This is a genomic window from Nocardioides sp. B129/18 (genome assembly GCF_055282735.1).
The window spans coordinates 73,883-98,275 of the sequence record NZ_JBUZJI010000013.1; the positions used below are offsets into that span (position 1 = coordinate 73,883).

Sequence of the window (24,393 nt, forward strand, 5' to 3'; positions counted from 1 at the left end):
GCGCGAACCCGGCTAGGGTGCGCGAAGCGGTCCGGGCCGAACTCCCAGCAGCGGCGAAGGAGATCGGCCCGGACCGCGTCCGGGTGCGTCGGACATCCGACGACGCCCGGCTCCGGAAGGGGGGCTCCGGAGCCGAGCGGGTGCCGAGCGGGCCTGCCCGCATGGGGCAGACAGGCTCGCTCAGGCGAGTTCGCCGACGGTCAGCGAACGGTCTTGCGGTTGGACGTGCCCTGCTTGGTCACGTCGGTGGACAGCACGCTGGCGACGTAGGTCGACTTCTGGTTGCCGTTGGTGTCCTTGATCACGACCAGGGTGCGTCCCGAGGCCGTCACCTTGCTGGTGGCGAAGAGGGGGCCCTTCTTGCCGGTGGAGGTGATCTTGTAGATCTTGATCGTCGCGCCGACGGCCTTCGGCGAGGTGTCGACGGTCAGCTTGTCGGAGTACTTGTTGTTGTCCGAGCCCGACAGGATGACGCGGATGTCCTCCGGGTTGCTCGGCGTCGTGCTGCCGCCGATGGTCACCGCGTCGGTGAGGACGCGACGGCCGGTGCCGTCCTGGAGGACCGCGCTGACGTTGGCCGTGCCCGCGGTGGTGCCCACGAACGTGTAGTACGCCTCGCCCTTGGCGTTGGTCGAGGTGGTGAAGTTCGTGTCGCCGGTGCCCTCGTTGCCCGGGCCCTGGCGCAGGAACGCGACGTCGACGCCCTGGATCGGCTGGCCCTCGGTGTCGACGACCTTGACGGTCTCGGTGACGGCCTGGCCGATCTTGGCCTGGCTGTTCACGTCGTCGCTCAGGGTCGCGGTGGCCGTCGTGATCGCGTAGGCGTACTCCGTGATCGTCTTCGAGCCGGTGAGGGTCTCCTGGCCGGTGGCGATCGCCGGCGGGGTGGAGGCGTCGTACTTGTTGGTGTTCGCCACCCAGGTGGCGGTGACCGTGAGGTCGCCGGTGCCCGACGCGCCGTAGACGTAGAAGTCGGGCGACTCGTTGAAGTTCGTGGTCGCGGCGTCGGTGTAGCTCTCGCCGGCACCCTCGACCTTCAGCGCCACGAAGGAGTTGCCCACGGCGTTGCCGAACTGGTCGGTGGTCTTGAGGTCGTAGGCGACCCGCTGGTCGTTGCGGGCCTTCGGCAGGACCGTCGACTCCTGGTACTTGTCGGCCGCCAGCGAGACGCTGACCGTGCCGCCGTTGAGCGGGTTGTAGCTGGTCCACTCGTCGGTGTCGTTGGCCGAGGCCGAGCCGGCGGTGGCGGTGATCTTCGCGTCGACGTAGCCGTCGTCGTCGAAGCCGGCGTCGCGGGCGATGGAGGTGAGGACGTCGACCTCGCCGTTCTCGTCCGTGGTGACCTTGATCGAGGAGCCCAGGTTCTTCAGGTTGCCGGCGTCGGCGCCGGTGGTGGGCGTCGCGGCGTCCTTGCCGTCGGTGAAGAAGCCGTGGTCGAGGGTCAGGGTGACCTCGGTGTTGGCGAGGGCCTGCTGCTGCACGCCGGCCTGGGTCGGGTTGCTGTCGGCGTAGACGGTGACGGTGTAGCCCTTGACCGTGCCGGCGACGTCGGTGCCGGAGCCACCGGCGACGGTGACCTCGGCCGGGACCAGGCTGACCGCGAAGTCGATGTCGGCGGTGTCGTCGGGGTTGCCCGCGACGATCGCGCTGTCGACCGACACGGTGCCGGACTCGGCGGTGGCCGGGGTGGCCTGGTCCTTGACGTCGACCGTGAACGAGCCGGAGGCGTTGGTGGTGTAGCTCCGGGTCGCGGCCGGGTTGCCCGTGGCCTGGACGATCCCGGCGTTGTCGCCGGCGTAGCTGGCGTCGACCGAGCGGCCCGGCAGGGCGGTGCCGTCCTCGAGGGCCAGGGTGCCCACGACCGAGGCGGTGCCGCCGATGGAGGCCTGCGCGCGCTTGGGCTTGAGGGTCAGGTCGGCCTCGCCGGCCTTGACCGTGAGGACCTTCGAGACCGCGATCGCGCCGTTGCCGAGGCCGTTGGCGCCCAGGCGGGCGTAGAGCTCATAGGTGCCCTCGACGCTGTTCGGGAAGGTCACGAGGAACTTGCCGTTGGTGTCGGTGGCCTGGGAGTCGAACTGCGTGTTGCCCTGGGCGTCCTTGGCCGGCACGTACTGCACGGGGCCGCCCGCGAAGGGGGTGATGGCCCAGTAGTACTGGAGGCTCTGGCCGGTGGTGTCGAACGCGCGACCGTTCTGGTCGCGGACCTGGACGGCGATGTCGCCGCCGGCGTACTCGTCGAAGTCGAACGCCGAGCCGTCGGCCGAGGTGGCGTCGAGGCTGGTGGGCGCGGCCGCATACTGACCCACGGTCAGGTCGTCGGACTTCTTGTCGCCCAGGACGGGCTCGTAGCCGGCGCTGTCGGTGGCGTCGGCGTAGTACGCGCCGGTGGTGCCGCCGGTCTGGGTGATGGCGCCCTTGAGCTGGCCGTTGGCGTCGGTGTAGCCGAGGGTGGTCGTGCTGCCGACCTTGCCGACGCGGGCGCCGGCGATCGGGTTGCCCTGCTGGTCCTTGACGGTGACGGTGACGTCGGAGGAGCCGGGGGCGGGGACGTTCGGGTCGGCGGCCACGGCGGTGACCGAGGTGATGACCTGCTTGTAGAGGCTGTAGGCCTCGGTGTCCTCGGTGTTCGCGGCCGAGGCGCGGACCAGGAGCTGGTCGCCGGCGCCGTAGGCGTAGCCGGAGATGTCGAGGACGCCCTTCCACGCGTTGGTGGTCGAGCCCGACGGAGCGGCGGAGGTGACGTTCACCGGAGCCTTGAAGGTGTCGTTGCCCTGGAGCCACGAGAGGCCGACGGTGCCGGCGTAGGAGGCGGTGCCCGAGACGATGACGTTCTGGGTCTGACCGTTGTAGGGCGACTGGAAGACGCCGAGCGCGGAGCCGGCCGCGACGTTGACCGTCTCGGCGGTCGAGGAGGCGGTGACGTCGGCGGCGGCCGAGGTGACCGTGCCGGCCACGGCGCGCACCTGCAGGTTGGCCGCGCCGATGAGGGAGGCGGGGACAGCCCACTCGTAGGCGAAGGCGCCGTCGTCACCGGTGGCGGTGCCGATGGGCGTCCAGGTGGTGCCGTTGATCGTGTACTCGAAGGCGACCGAGGAGACCGCGGCGCTGGCGCGCGCGGTGAGCCGGACGGTGGCGTCGGTGCCGTCGTTCTTGATCGAGACGACGCCGTTGTCGGCCGGGCTGACGAGGGTCACCGCCGCGGCGTTGCCGCCGAGCTGGAGGGTGGCCGCGTCGGCGGAGGAGAGGAAGAACGGGAGACCCGTGACCGCGAGGGACGCGATGGCCGAGGCCGCGAGCCCGCGCTTGATGCCGCTGCTGTTCATGGATGTGGAACCTTTCGAAAAGAGGTCCCGCGGATGTCCCCGCGGGCATTTCGTGCATTTCGCCCACCTGGGTGGAATGCACGGCTCCGAACGCAGTAATCGCGACCCGAGGCAGAGGCGAACCTAGGGAGTTCTCTCAATCGCCAGATCATTTGTGCTTCTTTACTTTTTACTTGCACGAAACCTGCTCGGGATGCGCCGCATGTGCGGTGATGCGCGCGAACCCACATGGACGAGCCCACCCCTCACCGCTCCCCCGAGAGCCTCCCGATGCCCCCTCCTGCGCCTGCACGCCGGCGGGGTCGTCCACAGCGCCTTCCCTTCGATCCGACGCCCTTCGAGGCCGTCGAGGTCGACCCCTGGCCCCGCGTCGCCTGGCTGCTGGCGACGACCCGCCTGCTGCACCCGCGCGACCCCGGACGCTCGGCGTTCGTGGCCGCGCTGCGCGAGCAGGGCATCACCGCCGACCTCAGCCGGGTCAGCCGCTGGGAGTCCGGCGTCGTCCCGATCCCGGGCCGGGTGGTGCTGGCCTACGAGACCGTCCTCGAGCGGCCCTCGGGCTCGCTGCTGGCCGTCACCCGCGAGCTGCAGCGCACCTCCACCCTGCGCTCCTCGCGGGTCGAGGCCAGCGCCTACACCGACGACTGGCGCGACGGCGGGCTCGACTTCGAGACGCTGCTGGAGCTGGCCGTCGGCCCACGCCCGCAGCTGGGCGGCGGCGACTGGCTGCGCCTGGCCGTCGAGCTCTCCCGCTTCGAGTCGGTGTTCATCCCCCGCGCCAGCTGGCGGCTGCTGTGCTCGCGGCTCATCGACGAGCTGGCCCGCACCACCGGCCTCGACCAGCTGCGCCGCTACGAGGCGGCCGTCGTCCTCACCCAGCACCCGCACAGCCAGCAGCACGTCATCCGCTCCCTCGGCGAGTGGCTCACGCGCAGCGACGTGCAGCTGGTCAGCCCGATGCTCTCGCTGCTGCAGGAGATCGACGTCGAGGCCGCGAGCACCCTCTCGGTGCGCCTGCTCGACTCCGAGGTGCCGGCCATCCGCGACCACGCGCTGACCGTCGCCGCCGCCAAGCTCGCCCGCGGCCACCTCGACCCCAGCACGATCGGCCGGGTCGAGCGCCACGGGCTGCGCCACATCGTCGACACCCTGCATCCGATCCGCGTGCAGAACGGCCTCGACGTCGCCGCGCACCTGCCGCAGCGCGCCTTCGACTCGATCGTGCGCGCCGTCCAGGACCGGCTCGTGCGCACCCGGGCCGAGCTGGCCCGCGAGCACGCCGAGCTGATCCCCACCAAGCTCGGCCGCGCACTGGCGCGCGCCGTCAGCATCCGCGCGCAGCGGCCCTTCCAGCACGCCGGCGGCGAGTCCGACCGGATGCTCGAGCACCTCGTCCACGAGCTGCTGTGCCACGTGCACGAGCCGCGGCGCGCCGCCGCCGCCCACCTGCTCGGCGCCAGCCCGTACGCCCGCACGCTCGAGACCGCGCTGCTCTCCCTCACCATCGACGAGCGCGACCTCGTGGCCATCCGCGCCTGGGACGCGCTGCTGGCGATGGGCCACTGCTCCTATCCCGACGTCGTCGCCGACCGCGTCATCACCGAGCGCCGCCCGGCCGTCGCGGCCGCCGCCCTCGCCGCGCTGCGCGGCTGCTCCAGCCCCCTGGACGAGCGGCACAGCAGCGCGGTGGCCCGGGTCGCCGACGAGGGCTCCCTCGACGAGCGTCCCCACGCCCTCGCGGCGCTCGGGCTCCGGGCGCCGACCACCCTCGCGGGGCTCACCACCGCGGATCCGCAGGTCGAGCGTGCCGTACGGTGGTGGCGCGACGTCGGCCCCGCCCTGCTGGACGTGGACACCGCCGCGTCGCTGTCCGCCTGAGTCCGGGCCTCGGCGGCGTCCAGGAGCGCCGGACCGCCGGCCCGATCAGAAGGGGCACCCGCGTGGGCGAGCGCCGACCGCACTGGGTCTACGACGCCGGAGAGGAGCCCGACCCGCGCTTCAGCCTCGCCAACGAGCGGACCTTCCTCGCCTGGGTGCGCACCTCGCTGGCCCTCATCGCCGGCGCCGTCGCCCTGCACTCCCTCGGCGTCCCCGACGCCGGCTGGGCGCGCGCGGCGATGGTGCTGCTGCTGGTGAGCCTCGGCTCGCTCACCACCGTGCTGGCCTACGTGCGCTGGGCCCGCGTCGAGCACGCCATGCGACTGCGTCAGCCCCTCCCCGCCTTCACCCTCGGCGCGGCCCTCACCGTCGCCGTCGTCCTCATCGGCGTGCTGCTCGCCGTCGTCCTGCTGCTGGAGTGAGGCCGGGCGACACGCCGGGCGTCGCCACGGGGCAGCTTCCCCGGATGCCCGGGGAAACTGCCCGGCCGGCCGAGGGCGCGCCACGACCACCGGACGACGCCCGGGAGGGACGCGGCCGGCGGTCAGCGGGGCCGTCAGGAGCGGACGACGATGCGGCGCGGGGCGCCGGTGGTGCGCTCGAGCTCGAGCGCGTCGGTGAGCAGGGCGACGAGGGCCTCGAGCTGGACGTCGGCCGAGGCGCCGATCTCCTCGTCCGAGCCGTCGAGGGCTCGCGCGGCGAGGCCGGCCTTGGAGTCGATCAGCTCGGCGATGCGGGTGTCGACGGTCTGGGCGGCGACGATGCGCCACGCGGTGACCGGCTCCTCCTGGCCGATGCGGTGGATGCGGTCGATGGCCTGGGTCTGCTCGGCGTCGGTCCACGGCAGCTCGGCGAGCACCAGGTTGGAGGCGACCTGCAGGTTCAGGCCGACGCCGGCGGCCATGAGCGAGCAGACGATGACCGACACGTCGGGGTCGTTGGTGAAGGAGTCGATGGCGGTCTGACGCGCCTTCGGGGTCTGGTCGCCGCGGACGGAGGCGTAGCGCAGGCCCCGCTTGGCGAAGGTCTCCTCGGCCACGTCCATGACGTCGATGTGCTTGGCGAAGAAGACGACCTTGCCGACGTTGCGGGCCAGCTGGGCGGCGTAGTCGGCGGCGAGGCCGGCCTTGGCCTGACCGATGCGGCGCACCATCGTGAAGACGTTCTCGCCGTCCTTGCGGTCGGCGCTGTCGGCGAGCTCCCAGCCGGCGACGCGACGCACCAGCTCGTGGTCGATGCCCTCGGTGACGATGCCGCTGGTGCGGGTCTCGAGGGCGGTGAAGTAGCGCTGCACCATCCGGCGGGCCAGCTCGCGCTCGGCGTCGCGGATCGAGCGGCCGGCGGCGTCGTCGAGCTCGACGGGCAGGTCGGCGATGCGGCGGGCCGGCAGGTCGGCGGCGACGTCGAGCTTGCGGCGGCGCACGATGCCCATCTCGATGACGCACGAGCGCGCGGCGCCGTAGAAGGCCGGCTCGGCCGGGGTGAGGCCGGTCTCCTCGAGCCGGTCCATGAGGCGGCCCAGCGGCTTGACGTCGTCGATCCAGCCCAGGAGCTGCCAGATGGCGCGGAAGTCCTCGATGTCGTTGATCAGCGGGGTGCCGGTGAGCGCCATCATCAGCGGCCGCACGGTGCGGGCGCGGATGCGCTCGGAGAGGTGCAGCACGTGCTGGGAGCGCTGGGAGGTCTTGTTCTTGATGAAGTGGGCCTCGTCGACGACCATGCCGCGGAAGCCGAACTCCCCCAGCCAGCCGACGTGCCGGTCGAGCACCTCGTAGTTGACGACGACGATGTCGGCGAAGCCGTCGACGTCGTCGCCATCGCCGTGGATGACGGTGACGGCGCGCTGCGGCGTCCAACGGGTGGCCTCACGGGCCCAGTTGGTCTTCACGACGTTCGGGACGACGACCAGCAGCGGGTAGGCGTCGGCGGCGTGGGCCGCGAGGAGCGCCTGCGCGGTCTTGCCGAGGCCAGGCTCGTCGGCGAGCAGGTAGCTGCGGTGGCCGGCGGCGGCCGAGGCGATCAGCTGCGCCTGGTGCGGCATCAGCTCCAGCCCGGCCGGCACCAGGCCGGTGAGCGGCAGGGACTCGGCGTCGGGCAGCGGCATGCAGGCCGGAGCCCCGCCGCCGACGTACTCGAAGGAGCGGAACAGCGGACCGAGCAGCTCCCAGCCGGAGAGCCGCTTGGCGACGCCGGAGCCGGGCTGGGCGCCGGAGAAGTCGGGGGCCAGGAACGGGTTGGCCAGGCGACGCGCGATCACCGACTGCGGGACGACGCGGCGGTCGACCTGGAGCGCGACGGCGCCGTCGGCCTCGGGGTCCTTCTGGGCGACCTCGACGGGCGCCTCGAGCCCGGCGGCGTGCAGCATCTCGGCCTTGAGCTCGCGGGCGGACTCGCTGAGCTGGGCGTCCTCGGCGAGCAGCGAGAGCAGGGACGGCTCGCGGGCGGCGGTCTTGGCGAGGATCGTGGCGATGCCGTCGAGCCGCTTGAGCTCCTCGGCGCGCTGGTGCTCGGTGAGCGCGGCGTCGACCTTGATCCGGGCCCGCTCCTCGCGCACGAGGAGCGCGACGACCTGGAAGGTGCTGCGGGTGCGGGAGTCGACGCGGCTGCGCTGGACGGCCAGCTCGACCTCCCGCACGGCGCGGGCGAGGACCGGGATGATCCCCTCGTTGTCGACGCGACGTCCGTTGCGCTTGGAGCGCGCGCCTCCGCGCGCGCCGCCGGCCTGGCGCTGACCGCCTCGAGCCACTGATCCTCCTGAGCATCGGCACGCCCTCGTGCCGGTCCTGGCACGCCTGCCTCGACGTGCGTGCGTCGCGGGCCGGGGCGCCGCGATCCGAGCCGCGTCCACTGCTGCCGACGCGGGCCGACGTCGAGGAATCGGCTGACCTCCGACGACGGGGCGGGGCCGCGCGAGTGGGTCGCGCCGGCCGGGCCGCCGCTGTCAGGGTAGCGCGGGGCACCCCGTCGCGCGGGAATCCTCGCGTGACGCGCCGCGGCGCGGCCCACCCGGATGAGGTGGACGGCGCCGCGGGGACGAGCGGGCGGCCCGCTCAGCGCGGGCTCAGGACGCTCAGAGCGTGCTGGTGTCGATGACGAACCGGTAGCGGACGTCGGAGGCGAGCACGCGCTCGTAGGCCTCGTTGACCTGGTCGGCGGAGATGACCTCGACCTCGGCGGCGATGTCGTGCTCGGCGCAGAAGTCGAGCATCTCCTGGGTCTCGCGGATGCCGCCGATCTTCGAGCCGGCGAGGCGGCGGCGGTTCGTGAAGAGGTTGAAGATGCCGAGGCTGATGGGCTCGCCGGGGGCGCCGACGTTGACCATCGTGCCGTCGAGCTTCAGCAGGCCGAGGAGGCCGTTGAAGTCGAGGCTGGCGCTGCTGACGGTGTTGAGGATGACGTCGAAGGTGCCCTTCAGGTGCGCGAAGGTCTCCTCCTCGGAGGTCGCGAAGTAGTGGTCGGCGCCCAGGCGGAGGCCGTCCTCCTGCTTCTTCAGCGACTGCGAGAGCACGGTGACCTCGGCGCCCATGGCGTGGGCGATCTTGACGGCCATGTGGCCCAGGCCGCCGAGGCCGACGACGGCCACCTTCTTGCCGGGGCCCACGTTCCAGTGGTGCAGCGGGGAGTAGGTGGTGATGCCGGCGCACAGCAGCGGGGCGGCGGCCTCGTAGGGGATCGACTCGGGGACCCGGAGCACGAAGTCCTCGTCGACGACGATCGACTCGGAGTAGCCGCCCTGGGTGACGGAGCCGTCGCGGTCCTGCGAGCCGTAGGTGCCGGTCTCGCCCTGGAGGCAGTACTGCTCCTCGCCGGCGAGGCAGTTCTCGCACTCGCGGCAGGAGTTGACCATGCAGCCGACGCCGACGCGCTGGCCGACCTCGAACTTGGTGACGGAGTCGCCGACGGCGGTGACCTCGCCGACGATCTCGTGGCCCACGGTGAGCGGGTAGGGGACCTTGCCCCACTCGCCGCGGACGGTGTGGATGTCGGAGTGGCAGATGCCGGCGTAGCGGATGGCGATCTGGACGTCCTTCGGCCCGACGTCACGGCGCTCGATCGTGGTGGCGACGAGCGGCTCGGTGGCGGACGGGGCGGCGTAGGCCTTGACGGTGGTGGCCACGAATCTCTCCCTGGGATCAGGCGGTTGACTGACCTCTCGACGCTACGACCGGGCGTCGTGGGGGCCGGGAACCCGCAGGGGTGAGCGCCCCGCCCGCCCACGCTCGGACGTGACCCACGTCACTCACCATGCGGACGGGCCCGGAGCCGCCTCGACGGCCCGGGGCTAGGGTGACCGGACGCCGACGCCGTGGGCATGGGGGCTCGCGGTCGGGAGACGGGAGACTCCATGCGCGCACCCTGGACCGAGCTCGCCGCCGAGCTGGCCGCCGGAGACGGCGCCGCCCTGGCGCAGGTCACCGCCGTGAGCGGATCCGCACCGCGGGAGGTGGGGTCGGCGATGCTCGTGCGCGCCGACGGCACCGTCGTGGGATCGGTGTCGGGCGGCTGCGTCGAGGGGGCCGTCTACGACGCCGCCCTCGAGGTGCTGGCCGGGGCACCGCCGCGCCTGGAGCGCTTCGGCATCGCCGACGAGGCCGGCATCGCCGTCGGCCTGACCTGCGGCGGCGAGGTCGAGGTCTTCGTCAGCGCCGTGCGTCCCGACGCCGCCGAGGGCCGCGCGGTGCGCGCCGCGCTCGCGGCCGTCGAGGCCGGCCATCCGGTGGCCCTGGCCACCGTCGTCGAGCACCCCGACCCCGCGCTGGTCGGGCGCTCGGTGGCGCTCACCGACGTCGAGGCCACCGGCACCCTCGACGGAGGACGCATCGACGCCGCCGTCCGCGACGACGCCCGCGGGCTGCTCGCGGCCGGGCGCAGCGGCACCCTCACCTACGGCACCGACGGCGAGCGACGCGGCCTGGGGCTGCGCGTGCACGTGGCGGCCTTCGCCCGGGCCCCCCGCCTGATCGTCTTCGGCGCCGTCGACCACGCCGCGGCCCTGGCCCGGATCGGCTCCTTCCTCGGCTACGAGGTGACGGTCTGCGATGCCCGCGCGGTCTTCACCACCGCCGAGCGCTTCCCCGCGGCCTCCCACGTGGTCGTCGACTGGCCGCACCGCTACCTCGCCGCCGAGCAGGAGGCCGGTCGCGTCGACGGCCGCACCGCGCTCGCGGTGCTCACCCACGATCCGAAGTTCGACGTCCCCCTGCTCGAGGTGGCGCTGCGCCTGCCGGCCGTCGGGTTCGTGGGCGCGATGGGCTCGCGACGCACCCATCTCGACCGGCTCTCCCGGCTGCGCGAGGCGGGCCTGGAGGAGAAGGAGCTCGCGCGCCTCTCCAGCCCCGTCGGCCTCGACCTCGGCGGCCGCACGCCGGAGGAGACCGCGGTGAGCATCGCGGCCGAGATCGTCGCCCGCCGCTGGGGTGGCTCCGGGGCCCCGCTCGGCGTGCTCGACACGCCGGTGCACCTGTCCAGATAACGGGAATTACGGTCTGTCAGACGCCACCGGCCGGTGACTGGTGTCACACTGCCCAGGTTGTCTAGACCTCTCGGGATCCTCCCGGGACGGTCCTCATGGGGAGGACATGACATGACCATCGACATGCCCGCACGCCCTGACGGCGTGGACGCGCTCGAGGCGCAGGAGAGCGACGAGACCGAGAGCGGCGGCACCCGGCGCCGCACCTTCCTCGGCTACGTCCTCGCCGGCAGCACGCTGTCGGTCGCGGCCGACCTCGGCCTGAACGCCGCGCCGGCGGCCGCCGCGCTCCCGTCGCTGCCGCAGATCGCCGACGTCTACGACCTCGAGGACCTCCAGACCGACGGCGCGCTGCCGACCTCGGCGCTGATCTCGATCCAGATCAACACCGACGGCACGGCCAGCTTCGCGATCCCCCGCATGGAGGTCGGCCAGGGCATCCTCACCTCGACGGCGATGATCATCGCCGAGGAGCTCGACCTGCCGGTGCGCAAGGTCAACGTCACCCTCGCCCCGGCCCGCCCCGAGCTGCTGCTCAACCAGCTCACCGGCGGCTCGAACACCACCTTCTCCACCTACACCCCGATCCGCGTCGCCGCGGCGCTGGCCCGCAAGCAGCTGCTCGAGGCCGCCGCGATCGAGCTCGGCGCCAACGCCGACCGGCTCGTCACCATCGGCGGCGTCGTCCGCGACCCCCTCACCGGCGCCTCGCGCTCCTTCGGCGACCTCGCCGTCAGCGCCGCCAGCCAGGTCGTCAAGGCGATCACGGTGACCCTGCGTCCGGAGAAGGACTTCAAGGTCATCGGCAAGCCGTACAACCGGCTCGACGCCCGCGACGCCGTCACCGGCGAGAAGCACTTCGCGATGGACATCAAGGTGCCCGGCGCCCTGCCCGCGATGATCTGCCGCGCGCCGCAGCACCGTGGCACGCCGAAGGCGCTGCGCAACCGCGCCGAGATCCTGAAGATGCCCGGCGTCACCCACGTGGAGCAGATCTCGGTGGGCATCGCCGTGCGCGCCGAGACCTTCGGCCAGTGCATCGACGCCATCCGCGCGATGGACGTCGACTGGAACAAGGGCCCGGTCGACGGCGAGTCCGACGCCACCATCCTCGCCAAGCTCCGCCGGGCCCAGCTGCCGCTGGCGGTGCCGGCCCTCCCGCTGCCGCTGGTCAAGCACGTCGACGTCGACGTCGCGTTCGCCTTCCGCTCCAGCGCCGCGCTCGAGCCCTACTGCGCCGTCGCCGACGTCCGTCCCGACTCCGCGGAGATCTGGGCCGGCCTCAAGGTGCCGATCCTGGCCCAGCAGGACATCGCCAACATCGTGGGCCTGCCCCAGCACAAGGTGAAGGTCAACGTCGTCACCGGCGGCGGGTCCTTCGGCCACAAGCTCTTCAGCGACCACGCCAAGGAGGCCGCGGAGATCTCCAAGAAGATGGGCGTCCCGGTGCGCCTGATGTGGCACCGCGCCGACGAGCCGCGTCACGGCCGCCTCCACCCGGCGGCCACCTCCCGCGTGCGGGCCACCGTGCTGGCCGGGCAGGTGCTCAGCTTCGAGCAGCGCCACACCAGCATCGTCACCGACTTCAGCCACGGCCTCGGCGAGTTCCTCACCGCCACCGTCGACAAGCTGCCCGCCGGCCTGGGCAAGCTCGGCCTCTCCCAGTCGATCTTCCTGCTCACCCAGCAGCTGCCCTACAACTTCGGGGCCGTCACCCAGCTGCTCAGCGAGACCGACAAGCGCTTCCACACCGGCTCGATGCGCAACATCTACTCCCCCGACGTCGCGGTGGCCGCCGAGCTGGCCGTCGACCAGCTGGCGAAGCTGATGGGCCAGGACCCCCTCGCCTTCCGCCTCGCCCACCTGAAGGACAAGCGGGTCAAGAACGTCCTCAAGACCGTCGCCGAGAAGGGCGGCTGGGGGCGCACGCTGCCCAAGGGCGTCTCGCAGGGCATCGCGATCCACAAGGAGTACAAGGGCTGCACGGCCGTCCTCGTCGAGCTCGACACCCGGCCGGCCACGGTCAACCGCGACCTCGGACCCGAGACCGTCACCGGCCCGCGGGTCACCAAGGCCGTCATCGCGGTCGACCCCGGCCTGGTCATCAACCCGCGCGGCCTGGAGGCCCAGATGCAGGGCGGGTTCATGGACGGCATGGCGCTGACCCTCACCAGCAGCGTCCACCTCAAGGACGGCGCGTTCCTCGAGGCCAGCTGGGACAACTACTTCTACACGCGCCAGTGGAACGTGCCGCCGAAGGTCGAGGTGCACATCGTCGACTCCGGCCTCTCGACGCCCGGCGGCGCCGGCGAGGCGGCCGTCGGCACCTCGGCCGCGGCCATCGCCTGCGCCTACGCGCGGGCCACCGGCTCGATCCCGAAGGTCTTCCCGATCAACCACGGCACGATCTCCTTCAAGCCGAAGTCGTTCGTGCCGCCCATCCCGCCGTCCCCGACCAACGGCCTGAGCCGGACCTACTGAGAGCGAGGCGTCTCCCATGCCCAACCAGACCTTCATCCTCAACGGCAAGCCCGTCACGGTCGACATCGACGACGACGTCCGGCTGCTCTGGGTCCTGCGCGACGTCCTCGGCGTCACCGGACCCAAGTACGGCTGCGGCATCAACGTGTGCAAGGCCTGCACCTCGCACATCAACGGCAAGGCGTTCAACCCGTGCGCCGTGCGGGTGGGCGACCTCCAGCGCACCGACCAGGTCACCACCATCGAGGGCCTGGCCGACACCGACCCCGGGGCCGACCTGCACCCGATGCAGCGCGCCTGGCTGGAGAACGACGTCTCCCAGTGCGGCTACTGCCAGCCGGGCCAGATCATGGCCGCCGTCGCGCTGGTCAAGAAGGTGCGACGCGAGGGCCGCTCCATCCGCGACTCCGACCTCGACTCCATCCGCAACATCTGCCGGTGCGGCACCTACGTGCGCATCCGCGAGGCCATCGAGCAGGGCGCGCTCGGGATGGCCTGAGCCACTCCTGAGCCACCCAGCACAGCGCGAACGCCGGATCGATCCCGAGGGGATCGGTCCGGCGTTCGTCGTCGGGAGGTGCCGAGCGGCTCAGCGCGTGGCGGGCACCACCGGTGCGCCGCCGAGCAGTCCGCCCACGAGGCCGCCGACGGCCCCGTCGAGGGCGTCGGTGGCGGTGTCGACCACCGTGACGACCGGCGTCGTCACGGGAGTGGTGGCGCCACCCGTGCCGGCGTCGAGGCCGTGCGCGACGGTGGCGACGACCGGGTCGACGGCCGCAGAGATCGGACCGGGTGCCGGCCCGGGCTCGGGGGTCGGCGTCGGGGTCGGGCCGGGCTCCTCGCTCGAGCCGTCGTCAGAGCCGTCGTCAGAGCCGTCGTCAGAGCCACCGTCCGTCGACGTGCTCGGGATCTCCTCGGCGGAGCCCGGGGTGGCCTCGGAGGAGTCGGAGGTGGCGTCGGGCGTGAGCGCCACGGCGCGAGTGATCCGGCCGACCGGATCGGCGTCGGCCGCGGCCACGGGCGCGTCCTGGGTGCCGCCGGTGGAGTCCTCGCCGAGCGGACCGGGGGCGTCCTTCGGGGCGGCCGCGGCCGGCGCGGGGGCGTCGTCCTCGAACAGCCAGGTGACCCCGGCGGCGACGGCGCCGCCGAGCAGCACCACGGCCGCGGCGACGAGCACCGGTCCGCGGCGGCGGCCGGGCGCCGCGACGACGCCGGCCTCCTCCACGGAGGCGTCGACGGAGGCGTCGACGGGGGCGTCGACGGGGGCGTCGACGGGGGCGTCGACGGGGGCGTCGACGGGGACCTCCGCCGACGCGTCGACCGGGGCGGCGGCGGACGCGGCGGCGTCCTTCTTCCTGCCGAGCATGGGGGCACTCCTGGGCTCAGATGGGGCGTGGGGGAGGGGTGGAGAGAGGGAGAGGGGGATGGCCTCGCTGCCGGGGCGTCTCCAGCCTTCCGGAGCCGACCTGCCCCGCGCAGCGGTATCGCGCGATCCTCGTGTGACGACGATCTCCGGGCAGTAGCCTCCGAGCACTCTCCCCGCGCCCCGGCGCGCCACCCCGCCTGATCGGAGCACCCCCGTGCGACGCAGCATCCTCCGCCGTCCCGCGACGGCGGCCGCCGCCCTCACCGCCCTCGCCGCCTCCCTGCTCGTCGCCACCGGCGGTCAGGCGCAGGCGGCCTACCCGGCCGACGGCCCCCTCCTCTACCCCGGCACCTCCACCACCGCGCCCGCGTCGCTGCAGAACCCGCGCACGGGCACGGGCCGCTCGATCGGCGTCAACCTGGAGTCCGAGGCCCAGACGGCCCTCTCCCCCGACGGCCGCCGGCTCGCGACGACGTCGCTGCGGTGCGCGCGAGCCACCTGCCCCGACGACGAGGGCCTGGTCACCGACGTCCTGCTGTTCGCCACCAGCGGCGCGCCGCGGGTCGTGGCGGCGGTGCCCGGCGCGATCACCGGACTGTCGTGGTCCGGCGACGGCCGGCAGGTGGCGCTGCTCAGCTTCGTCTTCACCTCCGGCGCCCCGACCGTCGAGCGGCTGGTCGTCCTCGACGTGGCGTCGGGCGCCCAGCGCACGGTGCTCGAGGCCGGCAGCACCGGCCAGGCGGTCCGCTACGTGCACGACCTCGCCTGGAACCCGGTCACCGGCGCGATCGCGATCTCGCGGATCGTCACCGGCGACCAGGACCAGATCTCGCTGGTCGACCCCGCCACCGGCGCGCTCACCGCCTTCACCACCGACGACCAGGAGTTCTGCGACACCGACCCCTGCGACCCCTTCGACGGCTACTCCGGCGACCTCGACTGGTCCCCCGACGGCACGGCCCTCGTCGCCGCGCACTACACCCGCACCCCGAAGGCCGACGGCAGCGCCTCGACGGTCAAGCGCGACGTCGCCCTGGTGCGCTCGGGCGACACCGCCCCGTCGGCGATCCTGCCCGACACCACCGGCGTCGTGGCGCCGGTCGTGAGCTGGTCGCCGAGCGGCGCGGCGATCCTCGTCGACGGCGCCCAGGCCTCGACCGGCCAGGTGATCACCCTCTTCGACGGCTCCTCGCGCACCGTGCGGCACGGCGCCCTGGACTGGCAGGCCTGCCCCGGCGGCACCTGCGGCGTGTGGCCGACGAGCACGCGTCAGGTCGCGGTGACGGCGCCGGTGAAGCGGGTCGCCGGGCGCGGCATCCGGCTCAGCGGCACCGTCGCGCCGAACCGCGGCGGCCGCCTGGTCGGCGTCGAGCTGCAGGTGCGCAGCGACGGCCGCTGGCGCCAGGTGGGCTACAAGGTCACCCGCCTCAGCCCGGGCAGCCGGCTCTCCGTGACGTTCCCGACGCCGAAGGTGCGCACCTGCCGCGCGGTCGTCCGCCTGCAGGACTCCTCCGACGGCGCCTTCGCCGACGTCCGACAGATCTCCTCGCTGCGCTGCTGAGGCAGGCTCAGCCCGGCGAGCCGAACGAGCAGGTGAACGGGCCGGCCGTGCTCGGGTCGAGGGCCTGGGTGACCAGGTTCCACACGTTGGTGTCGTAGGCCTCGCCGAGGTGGCCGACGGGGTCGAGCGGGCAGGAGTCCTGGACGTAGAGGTTGCGCACGCCGGGCTCGCGCACGAAGGCGGTGTCGGTCGGCGTCACCAGCTCGTCGTAGCGCGAGGTGATGATCGTGTAGTCGACGCCCGGCTGGGCGATCGGCCCGTCGGTGAGCCGCTGGACGGCGCGTCCCCCGATCCCCAGGTCGTCGCAGGCGGGGCAGCCGAAGGTGCGCAGCACCGTGCTGACCAGCGCGCGCGAGGCGCCGCCGAGCACGTAGGCCAGGCGGTAGAGCCCCGCGAAGGTGGTGCCGTGGGTCGGCGGGGCGATGGCCACCACCGTGGAGATCCGGTCGGCGATGCCCTGGGTCTTGGTCACGTAGAGCGACTGGAACCCGCCCTCGGAGTGGCCCACGAGGTCGACCTTCGCCGCCCCGGTGCGTGCGAGCACCTCCTCGACGTAGGCGCGGATCTCGGTGGCGGAGTCGGCGATCGGCCGCAGGCCGCCGACGAACGGGAAGCCGGGGTGGTCGCCGTAGGTGAGCGCGAAGGTGCAGTAGCCCTGGCGGGCCACGTGCGCCTGGAGGAGGTTGATGTCCTCGTAGTACGTGGCGCCGAGCCCGTGCAGGAACACCACAGGCTCGGGATGGGCCGCGCCGGGGCGGCAGGAGAGGTCGTTGACGCCGCTGGACGGCGCGGCCTGGGCGGGGGTCGTCACGACGCCGAGCGCCCCGAGCACCAGCACCGCGGTGGTCAGGACGCCGCTGAGTCGTCGGATCATGGGGTCCTCCTGAGGGAGCGGACCTCGGGTCGGCGACTCGATACCGCTCGGTATTGGATACCCACCAGTATTGTGATGCCCGTCACCCTGTCAACCCCACCGCCATCGCCGACGAGGACCCCATGACCCGCACCCGCCCGCCGCGCGCCCAGACCCGCGAGCGGATCCTCGAGGCCGCCTTCGAGGTCTTCTCCACGGGCGGGATCGCCGCGTCCTCCCTGCAGCAGGTGGCGGCCGCCGCCGGGCTCACCAAGGGCGCGGTGTACTCCAGCTTCGCGAGCAAGGACGAGCTCGTGCTCGCCCTGATGGAGCAGCACGCGTCGGACCGCATGCAGGCGGCGCTCGCCGGCTGGGACGGCGCGGGCCACGGCCGCGCGTCGCTCACGGCGATGGCCGACGCCCTGGTGCACGGCATGCGGGCCGACGCCGCCTGGCACCGTCTGCTGGCCGAGTTCTTCGCCCTCGCCGCCCACGACCCCGGCCGACGCGAGGCCCTGCGGCTGCGTCATCGCGAGGTGCGCGACGCGCTCGCCCGCGTGCTCGTCGACGTCAGCGAGGCCGTCGGCCTGACCCTGCCGCTGCCGGCACCGCAGCTGGCGATCGTCCTGCTCGCGCTCTCCAACGGCCTGGCCGTCGAGGCCGGCATCGACCCCGAGGCCGTGCCCGACGACCTGCTCGGGCGGGTGCTCATGCTGATCGCCGGGGACGCCGTCGAGCGGGCCGGCGAGGAGACCGGCCCCCGCGCCTGAGGACTGCGCCGGGCGAATGCGCCTCAGGCGTCCGCGGGCCACCCGCCGAGGCGGACGACGGAGCCGTCCTGGGCCACCAGCCGCGCCGGCACGCCCAGCCCGCGCAGCCACGGCACCGCGGCCTCGCCGCGCACCAGCGCGGCGGTGGTGAGCGTGTTGGCGCGAGCGCAGGTCTCGGCGGCGACGGAGACGGTGCGCCACACCTCGGCGGCCGGGCGTCCGGTGCGCGGGTCGAGCACGTGGTGCATGACCTCGCCGTCGTGGGTCCAGCGACGCCGCAGCGTGCTCGAGGTGGCCACGGCCGATCCCGCCGGCAGCGCGATCAGACCCTCGGGCTCCCCCGGTCCGTCGCCCACCAGCACCTGCCAGTCCGAGCCCGCGGTGTGCGCCGGACCGGGGCCCGCGGTGGCGATGTCGCCGCCGAGGCTCACCAGGACGCCGACGCCGAGCTCGGCGGGGATCACGGTGGCGACGAGGTCGGCGGCCACGGCCTTCGCGGTGGCGCCGAGGTCGAGCGACAGGCCCGCCGGCACGCGCAGCCGGTCGACGCCGGCCTCCTGCGTCAGGACGACGTCGCGCCAGCCCACCGGGCGCGAGACCACCACGCGGTGCCCGGCCGAGGTGAGCAGCGTGGTGTCGCGCCGCGGGGACGCCGCGCCCGGCAGGCTCGCCGCCGGCACGGCGGTCAGCAGCGCGAGATCGCGGTCGTAGCCCAGCGCGCGCATCTGGCGTCCCAGGCACGGGTCGACGTCGCCGGCGGTCTGCTCGGCGGCGGTCAGGCCGACGCGCACGAGGTGGGCCAGCAGCGGGCTGATCGCGATCTCCTCCCCCGCTGCGGCGTCGACCGCGCAGAGCTCGGAGTCGTCGCGGAAGCGGCTGGCGGCGAGGTCGACGTCGGCGAGCAGGTCGACCGCCAGCGCGTGGGCCTCGTCGAGCGCGCGGGAGTCGGTGACGACCAGGCGGGCCGTCGTCGACCACAGCGGCCACTCGCGGACGCCGAGGTCGATCCCGGCCCTGGTCCCGGTGCCGGTGCTCATGAGCCGTGGCTCGAGGCCTGGGCGTCGCCGGAGCCCGAGGACACCGAGGTGCCGCTCGAGGTCGAGCCCGTGCTGGAGCCGGAGGTGGACGAGCTGCTGGACGAGCCGGTCGAGCCCGTGCTGCCCGACCCGCCCGCCTGGTCGAGGGCGGCGGTGCCGCAGGCGGTGAGCGCGACGGTGCCGACCATCGAGCCGAGGATGAGCGAGGCGGTGGTGCGGCGGCGGCGCTCGGAGGGGCCGCGCGTGTCGGGTGAGCCGGGTGAGGTGGTCATGGTCCTGACGATGACGCGTCGATCTCTGCTCATGGCATGGCCCTCCTGTGCGTCCCCTGTGACGCCGGATCGGCCGGATCCGACGCATCGACGACTCGCACCGGCGCCACAGGAGACGCACAGACGGCGTCGGCAGTGTCCTCCTCGAACGACGCGGACCACCGCACCGACCGACCGCACCGACCCACCGCACGACGCAGCCAGGAGGCCCCCATGAGCACCATCCCCGAGCCCGACCAGACCCCGGACGGCCCGGCCTACGAGGGCCGCCTGCTCGTGCGTCCCGACGACGAGGTCGTCGACCAGGGCGCCGGCTTCGACCTCGGCACCCTCATCACCCGCCGCAACGTGCTGGCCGTCGTCGGCCTCGGCGCGGGCGCCCTGGCGCTGGCCGCCTGCGGCAGCGACACCGCCTCCTCCGCCTCGTCCGGGGCGAGCGCGTCCGCCTCGAGCTCGACCGGCACGAGCAGCACGGCCGCGTCCGGCGAGATCCCGCAGGAGACCAACGGCCCCTACCCCTCCGACGGCACCAACGGCGTCAACGTGCTCGACGACTCCGGCATCGTGCGCCGCGACATCACCGCGAGCCTCGAGGGCGGCACCGTCGCCGAGGGCGTCCCGCTGGAGCTCTCCTTCACCCTCACCGACATGGCGAACGACGACGCCCCCTTCGAGGGCGCGGCGGTCTACGTCTGGCACTGCGACGCCCAGGGCGGGTACTCCATGTACTCCGAGGGCCTCGAGGACGAGACGTACCTGCGCGGCATCCAGGTGGCCGACGCCGACGGCAAGGTCACCTTCACCACGATCGTCCCCGGCTGCTACGCGGGCCGCTGGACCCACGTCCACTTCGAGGTCTACCCCGACGCGACGTCCGCCACGAACGTCGAGAACGCCATCGCCACCTCGCAGCTCGCCTTCCCCGAGGCGATGCTGACGAAGGTCTACGCCCTCGAATCCTACGACGGCTCCGCCGCGAACCTGGCCCAGATCTCACTGGCCACCGACAACGTCTTCAGCGACGGCTACGACCTGCAGATGGGCACCTTCGACGGCGACCCGAGCTCGGGCTACACCGGCTCGCTGGCCGTGGCGATCGACACCACCACCGAGGCCGGCGGCGGCGCCCCGCCCAGCGGCGGCCAGGGCGGCGGCCCGGGCGGCACCCCGCCCAGCGGCCGTCCCCAGTCCAGCTGATCCCACCCGATCCATCACCTGATCCGACCCCCACCGAACCTCAACCAGGAGGAGCTCCCATGCTCTCGAACCTCAGTGGCTGGCACGCGCTGGTCATCCTCACCATCGTCCTGCTCGTCTTCGGCTCCGCGAAGCTCCCGATGCTGGCGCGCAGCGTCGGCCAGTCCGTGCGGATCCTCAAGGACGAGGTGCACGAGCCGGCCCCCGCGAACCTCTCCCGCGTGAGCGCCGCCGACGACCGCTCGGCGTCGTGAGCCTCGCCGCACCGGTCGCCGCGCCCGGCCGCCCCCCGACGTCCGGGGGCGCGATGCCGCTCGCCGCGCACGTCCGGGAGGCGCGCCGGCGGGCGACCCGCGCGGCGCTCGCCCTCGCGGTGGCGATGGTGGCCGGCTTCCTGCTCTCCGATGAGATCCTCGACGTCCTGCGGGCGCCCATCGAGGAGCTCGCCGGGGAGCGGCAGGCCAGCCTGAACCACGCCACCGTCACCGCCGCCTTCGACCTGCGGATGCGCATCGCCGTCGTCGCGGGCGTGATCCTCTCCAGCCCGGTGTGGCTCCTGGAGCTGTTCGGCTTCGTGACGCCCGGGCTCACCGCCCGCGAGCGGCGCTACGTCGTCGGCTTCGCCGCCGCCGCGATCCCGCTGTTCGCGGCCGGGTGCGCGATGGGCCTCCTGCTCTTCCCGCACATGATCGAGGTGATGGCGGGCTTCTCCTCCGACCAGGACAGCACCATCCTCGACGCCTCGTACTACGTCGACTTCGTCCTGCGGGTCGTGCTGGCCCTGGGCCTGGCGTTCGTGCTGCCGGTGTTCGTCGTGGTGCTCAACCTGCTCGGCGTGCTGCCGGCGCGCACCCTGCGCCGCGGCTGGCGCGCGATCGTCGTCGTCATCACGCTGTTCAGCGCACTGGTGACGCCGGCCGCCGACGTGCTGGCGATGTTCCTCGTCGCCGCGCCCATGACCGCCCTCTTCCTCGCCTCCGTCGCGATCGCCGGCGTGCACGACCACCGGGTGGCACGCCGGGCCGCGGCCCTCACCTCCGGGAGCCCCTCATGCTCGGCCTGACCCTCGAGAAGCTGGTGCTGGTGGGGCTGGTGGCGGCGCTCGTCGTCGGCCCGCACCGGCTGCCCGAGCACGCGCGCCGCCTCGCCGCGACCCTCCGCTCGCTGCGCTCGCTGCTCGACGCCGCGCGCGCCCAGGCCGAGACCGAGCTCGGCGTGCCGCTCGACCGGGCCCGGGACCTCTCCCGCTACCAGCCGCGCCGGCTCGTGCAGGACGCGCTGCGCGGGCCCGCCGCTGCCGCGCCAGGTGCCGCCCGGGACGCACCGGAGCCGATCCACGACCCGCGTGTGGCCGAGGCCGCGTCGATCCGTCCGGGCCAGGTGTGGCTGGTGACCGGCTCCGCGGCCCACCCGCGCCGCATCCGGCTCGCCGACCTGCCCGAGGGCGACCCGCGTCGCCTCGCCGCCGAGACCCCCGCGGAGGCCGACGCCGGACCTCGGGCCGCGACACACCCGGGGCCCGAGACGGGTTTGCACAGCATCGCCACCGCGCCCTAGGTTGCGACCATCTCGCCACACCTGCACCACGCGCCCCACGTGTGACGTCGCAGCGGTCGATCCCGCCGCTCGTCCCCGGACGTGCCCCTCCCGTCCCCGCACCGCGGACCGCGCTGCTGCACCTTCCCCCAGGAATCCCCCGTGAGCACCTCCCCCCGCTTCCCGACCCTGCGTCTCCTCGCCTTCCTCGTGGTGGTCGCCCTGACCGCCTACGCCGTCTCCGAGCGCGCGGGCGTGCTGACGTCCGGCGACGAGCCCGGCGCCGCGCCCGCGGCGGCCGGGGAGGTGCGGGTGCCGCGCGGCGGCTACGGCTTCCAGGACGGCGCCGGCCTCCTGCAGCTCTCCCCCGCCGACCTCGAGCACGAGCTCGACCTGGTCACGGCCACCAGCGCCACCTGGCTGCGCGTCCCCGTGCAGTGGAACGTCGTCGAGGCCCGTCAGGGGCAGCCCGACTGGACCGCGACCGACCGCGTCGTCGCCGCCGCGCGCGCCCACGGACTGCGGGTGCTGGCCAACATCTCCTACGCGCCGGCCTGGGCACGGGGACGCTTCTCGCGCGCCTCGGCACCGCCCCGCTCGCTGCCCGCGTGGAGCGCCTTCGTCGAGGCCGCCGCGACCCGCTACCGCGGCCAGGTGGCGGCCTACGAGATCTGGAACGAGCCCAACCTCGCGAAGTTCTACGGCGGTCGGGTCGACCCCGCCTCCTACACCGGCCTGCTCGTCTCCGCGGCCGACGCCGTCCGGCGCAGCGACCCCGACGCCCAGGTGCTGCTCGGGGGCCTGACGCTCGGCGGCTCGGATCCCGTGGCCTTCCTGGAGGCGGTCTACCAGGACGGCGGCGGCGACTCCTTCGACGCCCTCTCGATCCACCCCTACTTCACCTATCGCGCGCAGGTGCAGGGGCGCGCCATGACGCTGGCAGACCTCGAGGACCTGCACCGCACCCTGGCCGACCACGGCGACGGCGACCGGCTGATCTGGGCCACCGAGCTCGGCGTCCCGACGGTCGCCGGCGGGCCGAACGCCGACCAGCAGGCCGACTACGTCCTCGCGCTGCTCGGGGTGCTCGCCGACGTCCCGTACTCCGGGCCGGCGATGATCTACGCGATCCGCGACGCCGGCCGCAACCGCTGGATCCACGCCCAGAACTACGGCTCGCTGGCCTACCAGGACTGGAGTCCCAAGCCGCTGGCCACGCTGCTCGCGCGCACCCGGTAGCGCATCGTCTACGTTGGCCGTCACGGTCGCACTCGGGTGGGGCCGGGCGATCACGGACGGGAGCACGTGACGGTGGAGGACCTCGCACCACGCCCCAGCGACCTCGAGCCCATCGAGACCGCCTCCGTCGACGAGCTGCGCGCCCTGCAGCTGGAGCGGCTGAGGGCCAGCGTGCGTCACGCCTACGAGAACGTGGCGTTCTACCGAAGCTCCTTCGACGCCGCCGGCGTGCACCCCGACGACGTCACGTCGCTGGAGGACCTCGCGCGGCTCCCGTTCACCACGAAGGCCGATCTGCGCGACCACTACCCGTTCGGGATGTTCGCGGTGCCGCGCGAGGAGATCGCGCGGGTGCACGCCTCGTCCGGGACGACCGGCCGGCCCACCGTCGTCGGCTACACCCAGGGCGACCTGTCGATGTGGGCCGACGTCATGGCGCGCAGCATCCGCGCGGCCGGTGGGCGTCGCGGTCACGTCCTGCACAACGCCTACGGCTACGGCCTGTTCACCGGCGGCCTGGGCGCCCACGCGGGCGCCGAGCGTCTGGGCTGCACGGTCGTGCCGGTGTCGGGCGGCATGACCGAGCGGCAGGTGCAGCTGATCGTCGACTTCCGCCCCGATCTGATCATGGTGACGCCGTCCTACATGCTCGCGATCATCGACGCGATGGAGCGCCAGGGCGTCGATCCGCGCTCGACCTCGTTGAAGGTCGGGATCTTCGGCGCCGAGCCGTGGACCAATGACATGCGCCGGGAGATGGAGGAGCGCCTCGACATCCACGCGGTCGACATCTACGGCCTCTCCGAGGTGATCGGCCCGGGCGTCGCCAGCGAGTGCGTCGAGACCAAGGACGGCCTGACGGTCTGGGAGGACCACTTCTACCCCGAGGTCATCGACCCCGTCACCGGCGAGGTGCTGCCTGACGGCGAGGTGGGCGAGCTGGTGTTCACCTCGCTGACCAAGCAGGGCATGCCGATCGTCCGCTACCGCACCCGCGACCTCACCCGGCTGCTGCCGGGCACCGCGCGCACGATGCGGCGCATCGAGAAGATCACCGGACGCACCGACGACATGATCATCCTGCGCGGCGTGAACCTCTTCCCCACCCAGATCGAGGAGCTGATCCTCGCGCTGCCCGAGCTCTCCCCCCACTTCCAGTGCCGCCTCGAGCGCGAGGGCACCCTGGACTCGATGACGGTCGTCGTCGAGCGCCGCGAGCAGGCCTCCACCGCCGACGCCGCAGTCGCCGGCGTCCGGCTCGCGGAGCGGGTGAAGAACAGCATCGGCGTCACGGTGGGAGTCGAGGTGGTCGCGCCCGACGCCGTGGAGCGGTCGGTGGGCAAGATGCGCCGCATCGTCGACCGGCGACCGGCCCGCTGACGCAGCCAACGGTCACCGGCGCCGTCC

Annotated in this window: 20 protein-coding genes; 13 read left to right on the forward strand and 7 right to left on the reverse strand. The window is 73.4% G+C overall.

The genetic code is table 11. The features are described 5' to 3' along the window. Nucleotides 1–200: 200 nt before the first annotated feature. The gene (locus tag ACZDWJ_RS11345; RefSeq protein WP_463521066.1) at nucleotides 201–3,323 is read right to left on the reverse strand and encodes a beta strand repeat-containing protein; all 3,123 of its coding nucleotides are present in this window, start codon (nucleotides 3,321–3,323) and stop codon (nucleotides 201–203) included. A 270-nt stretch (nucleotides 3,324–3,593) separates the two neighbouring features. Here ACZDWJ_RS11345 and ACZDWJ_RS11350 point away from each other — a divergent pair, with 270 nt between their 5' ends. Both ACZDWJ_RS11350 and ACZDWJ_RS11355 read left to right on the forward strand, forming a co-directional pair. After that, nucleotides 3,594–5,201 carry a hypothetical protein gene (locus ACZDWJ_RS11350; protein WP_463521067.1) on the forward strand — a complete coding sequence of 536 codons (1,608 nt, stop codon included), beginning with the start codon at nucleotides 3,594–3,596 and terminating at the stop codon, nucleotides 5,199–5,201. 62 nt (nucleotides 5,202–5,263) lie between these two features. After that, a complete protein-coding gene (locus ACZDWJ_RS11355) occupies nucleotides 5,264–5,623 on the forward strand; it encodes a YidH family protein (protein WP_463521068.1) in 360 nt (119 codons plus the stop codon). A 134-nt stretch (nucleotides 5,624–5,757) separates the two neighbouring features. On the opposite strand, the gene ACZDWJ_RS11360 is transcribed toward ACZDWJ_RS11355, so the two are convergent. Both ACZDWJ_RS11360 and ACZDWJ_RS11365 read right to left on the reverse strand, forming a co-directional pair. Continuing rightward, nucleotides 5,758–7,947 (reverse strand): DEAD/DEAH box helicase, encoded by a 2,190-nt coding sequence (locus ACZDWJ_RS11360; protein WP_463521069.1) that lies wholly within the window; start codon nucleotides 7,945–7,947, stop codon nucleotides 5,758–5,760. Between the two features lie 324 nt (nucleotides 7,948–8,271). Further along, complete coding sequence (locus ACZDWJ_RS11365; protein WP_463521070.1) at nucleotides 8,272–9,318, reverse strand: NAD(P)-dependent alcohol dehydrogenase; 1,047 nt, start codon at nucleotides 9,316–9,318, stop codon at nucleotides 8,272–8,274. A gap of 228 nt (nucleotides 9,319–9,546) precedes the next feature. Between ACZDWJ_RS11365 and ACZDWJ_RS11370 the strand changes: the two genes are divergently transcribed. The 3 genes from ACZDWJ_RS11370 (at nucleotide 9,547) to ACZDWJ_RS11380 (ending at nucleotide 13,654) form a co-directional block, all read left to right on the forward strand. Beyond that, nucleotides 9,547–10,674, forward strand: coding sequence for an XdhC family protein (locus ACZDWJ_RS11370; protein WP_463521071.1), 1,128 nt, complete (start codon nucleotides 9,547–9,549; stop codon nucleotides 10,672–10,674). 111 nt (nucleotides 10,675–10,785) lie between these two features. Beyond that, a complete protein-coding gene (locus tag ACZDWJ_RS11375) occupies nucleotides 10,786–13,155 on the forward strand; it encodes a molybdopterin cofactor-binding domain-containing protein (RefSeq protein WP_463521072.1) in 2,370 nt (789 codons plus the stop codon). Nucleotides 13,156–13,171: 16 nt separating this feature from the next. After that, nucleotides 13,172–13,654: a (2Fe-2S)-binding protein gene (locus ACZDWJ_RS11380; RefSeq protein ID WP_463521073.1), complete on the forward strand. Its 483-nt coding sequence runs from the start codon at nucleotides 13,172–13,174 to the stop codon at nucleotides 13,652–13,654. 90 nt (nucleotides 13,655–13,744) lie between these two features. Here the strand turns inward: ACZDWJ_RS11380 and ACZDWJ_RS11385 are convergent, their stop codons facing one another. Continuing rightward, nucleotides 13,745–14,521 (reverse strand): hypothetical protein, encoded by a 777-nt coding sequence (locus ACZDWJ_RS11385; protein WP_463521074.1) that lies wholly within the window; start codon nucleotides 14,519–14,521, stop codon nucleotides 13,745–13,747. 214 nt (nucleotides 14,522–14,735) lie between these two features. On the opposite strand from ACZDWJ_RS11385, the gene ACZDWJ_RS11390 reads away from it, so the two are divergent. Then, nucleotides 14,736–16,082 (forward strand): hypothetical protein, encoded by a 1,347-nt coding sequence (locus ACZDWJ_RS11390; RefSeq protein ID WP_463521075.1) that lies wholly within the window; start codon nucleotides 14,736–14,738, stop codon nucleotides 16,080–16,082. A 7-nt stretch (nucleotides 16,083–16,089) separates the two neighbouring features. On the opposite strand, the gene ACZDWJ_RS11395 is transcribed toward ACZDWJ_RS11390, so the two are convergent. After that, nucleotides 16,090–16,956, reverse strand: a complete 867-nt coding sequence (locus ACZDWJ_RS11395) for an esterase/lipase family protein (RefSeq protein ID WP_463521076.1) — start codon at nucleotides 16,954–16,956, stop codon at nucleotides 16,090–16,092. Between the two features lie 122 nt (nucleotides 16,957–17,078). On the opposite strand from ACZDWJ_RS11395, the gene ACZDWJ_RS11400 reads away from it, so the two are divergent. After that, complete coding sequence (locus ACZDWJ_RS11400) at nucleotides 17,079–17,705, forward strand: TetR/AcrR family transcriptional regulator (protein ID WP_463521077.1); 627 nt, start codon at nucleotides 17,079–17,081, stop codon at nucleotides 17,703–17,705. Between the two features lie 23 nt (nucleotides 17,706–17,728). Here the strand turns inward: ACZDWJ_RS11400 and ACZDWJ_RS11405 are convergent, their stop codons facing one another. Then, nucleotides 17,729–18,742 carry an FAD:protein FMN transferase gene (locus tag ACZDWJ_RS11405; protein WP_463521078.1) on the reverse strand — a complete coding sequence of 338 codons (1,014 nt, stop codon included), beginning with the start codon at nucleotides 18,740–18,742 and terminating at the stop codon, nucleotides 17,729–17,731. After that, nucleotides 18,739–19,014, reverse strand: a complete 276-nt coding sequence (locus ACZDWJ_RS11410; protein WP_463521079.1) for a hypothetical protein — start codon at nucleotides 19,012–19,014, stop codon at nucleotides 18,739–18,741. The genes ACZDWJ_RS11405 and ACZDWJ_RS11410 overlap by 4 nt, the downstream gene beginning before the upstream one ends. A 213-nt stretch (nucleotides 19,015–19,227) precedes the next feature. Between ACZDWJ_RS11410 and ACZDWJ_RS11415 the strand changes: the two genes are divergently transcribed. The 6 genes from ACZDWJ_RS11415 (at nucleotide 19,228) to paaK (ending at nucleotide 24,366) form a co-directional block, all read left to right on the forward strand. After that, on the forward strand, nucleotides 19,228–20,211 hold the full coding sequence (locus ACZDWJ_RS11415; RefSeq protein ID WP_463521080.1) for an intradiol ring-cleavage dioxygenase: 984 nt from the start codon (nucleotides 19,228–19,230) through the stop codon (nucleotides 20,209–20,211). Between the two features lie 59 nt (nucleotides 20,212–20,270). Next, entirely contained in the window at nucleotides 20,271–20,465 is a 195-nt protein-coding gene (locus ACZDWJ_RS11420; protein ID WP_463521081.1) for a Sec-independent protein translocase subunit TatA/TatB, read from the forward strand. Next, complete coding sequence (gene tatC, locus ACZDWJ_RS11425) at nucleotides 20,462–21,274, forward strand: twin-arginine translocase subunit TatC (RefSeq protein ID WP_463521082.1); 813 nt, start codon at nucleotides 20,462–20,464, stop codon at nucleotides 21,272–21,274. Before ACZDWJ_RS11420 ends, tatC begins: the two co-directional genes overlap by 4 nt. Next, entirely contained in the window at nucleotides 21,262–21,768 is a 507-nt protein-coding gene (locus ACZDWJ_RS11430; protein WP_463521083.1) for a Sec-independent protein translocase subunit TatA/TatB, read from the forward strand. Before tatC ends, ACZDWJ_RS11430 begins: the two co-directional genes overlap by 13 nt. A 141-nt stretch (nucleotides 21,769–21,909) precedes the next feature. Beyond that, complete coding sequence (locus ACZDWJ_RS11435) at nucleotides 21,910–22,986, forward strand: cellulase family glycosylhydrolase (RefSeq protein WP_463521084.1); 1,077 nt, start codon at nucleotides 21,910–21,912, stop codon at nucleotides 22,984–22,986. 66 nt (nucleotides 22,987–23,052) lie between these two features. Continuing rightward, the gene (gene paaK, locus ACZDWJ_RS11440) at nucleotides 23,053–24,366 is read left to right on the forward strand and encodes a phenylacetate--CoA ligase PaaK (RefSeq protein ID WP_463521085.1); all 1,314 of its coding nucleotides are present in this window, start codon (nucleotides 23,053–23,055) and stop codon (nucleotides 24,364–24,366) included. The last annotated feature ends 27 nt before the right edge of the window (nucleotides 24,367–24,393 follow it).